This is a genomic window from Burkholderia sp. BCC1640, from assembly GCF_902833125.1.
In the GTDB taxonomy this organism is placed as follows: Bacteria; Pseudomonadota; Gammaproteobacteria; order Burkholderiales; family Burkholderiaceae; genus Burkholderia; species Burkholderia diffusa.
Genome location: NZ_CADFEF010000077.1, coordinates 1 through 2,024, shown reverse-complemented (window position 1 = coordinate 2,024; position 2,024 = coordinate 1). Strand labels below are relative to the sequence as shown.

3 protein-coding genes are annotated in these 2,024 nt (G+C 52.6%); 2 read left to right on the top strand and 1 reads right to left on the bottom strand.

Translation table 11 applies throughout. The features are described 5' to 3' along the window. Window positions 1-117 precede the first annotated feature (117 nt). The gene (locus HWX25_RS32490) at window positions 118-267 is read left to right on the top strand and encodes a hypothetical protein (RefSeq protein ID WP_175912672.1); all 150 of its coding nucleotides are present in this window, start codon (window positions 118-120) and stop codon (window positions 265-267) included. After that, entirely contained in the window at window positions 264-692 is a 429-nt protein-coding gene (locus HWX25_RS32485; protein ID WP_175912670.1) for a YrhA family protein, read from the top strand. Before HWX25_RS32490 ends, HWX25_RS32485 begins: the two co-directional genes overlap by 4 nt. 88 nt (window positions 693-780) lie before the next feature. Here HWX25_RS32485 and HWX25_RS32480 read toward each other — a convergent pair whose 3' ends face one another. Beyond that, window positions 781-1,812 (bottom strand): hypothetical protein, encoded by a 1,032-nt coding sequence (locus HWX25_RS32480; protein WP_175912669.1) that lies wholly within the window; start codon window positions 1,810-1,812, stop codon window positions 781-783. Window positions 1,813-2,024 lie beyond the last annotated feature (212 nt).

Here is a 2,024-nt window from a genome sequence, read left to right as displayed (position 1 = left end):
ATCGACGAGTTGTTACCGTGGAACGTGGCGTCGTCGTTGCCCTCTACTGCCCGCGTCGAGCCTATCCGATAGCATCGCGCTGCCGTCGTCAACGATCTACGCTACGGTGCTGGTCGAGTGCTTACCATCGACCGGCTGAATTATGGGGAGGCCGGAGAGGTCGCCCTGCCCATGCCCCCGACAGATACAATTGTCTATCCAAACATCGCGATGGGTTATGTGTCTGAGCCGGTGCCGAACGTCGATTTTCTAGGGATTTTTGAATGACCATCGCTGAACTTGTCGAGAGCATGACGCTCGACCTCAATGAGTCAAACCGCCCCCCCGCGCGTACAGAGAGCGAGATTGCTACGGCAGACAGGCGTTTTGCAACGGAATTCGGAATTCCGTTGCCTGCATCCTACAAAGAGATGCTCCGCCATGCAGACGGCGTTCTCCACAATGGATTGACGATATGGCCTATCGAGAAGCGCGCGGTGTTCAGGCAGACAATTTTCGAAGCAAATGCCGACCTTCGTGACTCGTTCGATAATCGCTTTGTCTACTTTGGTCAACGCGACGAAGAGCTCTACGTCATCAATACAGGTACGCAGCGCTACTGTGCTATCGAGTTTGTCGGCAAGCCTATCTGGGAAGAGTTTTCTGACGACAAGGAGATGTTCGAATTCATGCTTGAGCGTGCATGGGAATAATACGGGAACCCCATCCGAGGTTCCATTATCACCTGAACAACAGTAAGTTGGTGCGCTGCCGTGGTCACGGTCACGTCATGAACATTTCTCAACGCCCCCATTCAAAATCAATCCGCGCGAACAAGCTGGTTTCCGTATCCACTTGCACAGGACCATACCGCAAAAAATCTTTTACGACTTCGGAATGTGGATGGCTCTTCTTTCTCCTAGGGTCTGAACTAAATACACTTATAGCCGGCTTAATTTCCTCCGCAATTCCATCAAACCAATTGTAACGAGAGCCATGATGCATCACCTGGAGCAGTACAATATTCTTGTTTCGCACCGGCCCCAAGTAGGTTTGTAGTTTTTTCAGCCGCTGAGCCGTGTTCAGGAAGCCATCTCCAGTATAGAGAACCGCCGCAGGCATTTTCGGATGGTAAATGACCCGATGTAATGACTCTATTGATGGGATACGTTTCGCAACGAAAACTGGCCCCCACGGAACTGAGCTCACCCCTACAAGAGGCCCTGCGTACATAAACAAGGATATGAGATTTTGACGGAAACCACTCGTCCCAAACGCTTTGTATTTCTCCTTTAGATGGTCCAGGATATCTTGACGCTGTAGGTTGTTTGGTGCGAGGAGAAGTTTGTTTCGAAGCTTCGCAACCTCGGACCTGAAACGCGACGTGGCAATATGCGCCAACTCGCTATCGTTATAGGGAACAAACTCCCACACTCGAGAAACTGTGATTGCGGTTCCCGGTTGCATGTATTGCACGCGAATATTCGCCCGAGCCGCTTTCTGCGAGTCATTTGAATTGACAACATCCCCCTCGTCGTCAGGTGCCTCGTCCGTTACGTGAACTGTGACTGGCCACCGATATCGCCCGCCCTCCGGCAAGTCTTGGTTTTCGTCTGGTTTGGGAAAGTCCGGCTCATCGCCATCGTCAAAATCCGGCAGCTCAGGTGTTTCGCCGCCACCGCGCACGAACAGGATGCGTTCAACGCTCACGTCCCGCAGGCCCGCGACAAACGCTACCGGGTTCACTAGAAATTGCGTGAGCTGAGACCTATATGCCGCATCCGCCATAAACACGATTGCGAGACGCTGCCACAAGGGAACGTAGGGCAGCACGAGTTCACGAATGTGAAACCTCGACAACAACATTACCAGCCCACTGATATGGTCATGGTCAAAGTGTGACACTGCCAGAAGGTCAATTGTCCGCGCCGACGGAATTTTGAGCCACCGGGCCGATTGGATTTTGAGCCGGGGTGGAGACCGGTCTATAGCAGGACCGGTTGTGGATAAGTGTATGGGTTTCCGGGGTCGTTGTCCTCCTGCGT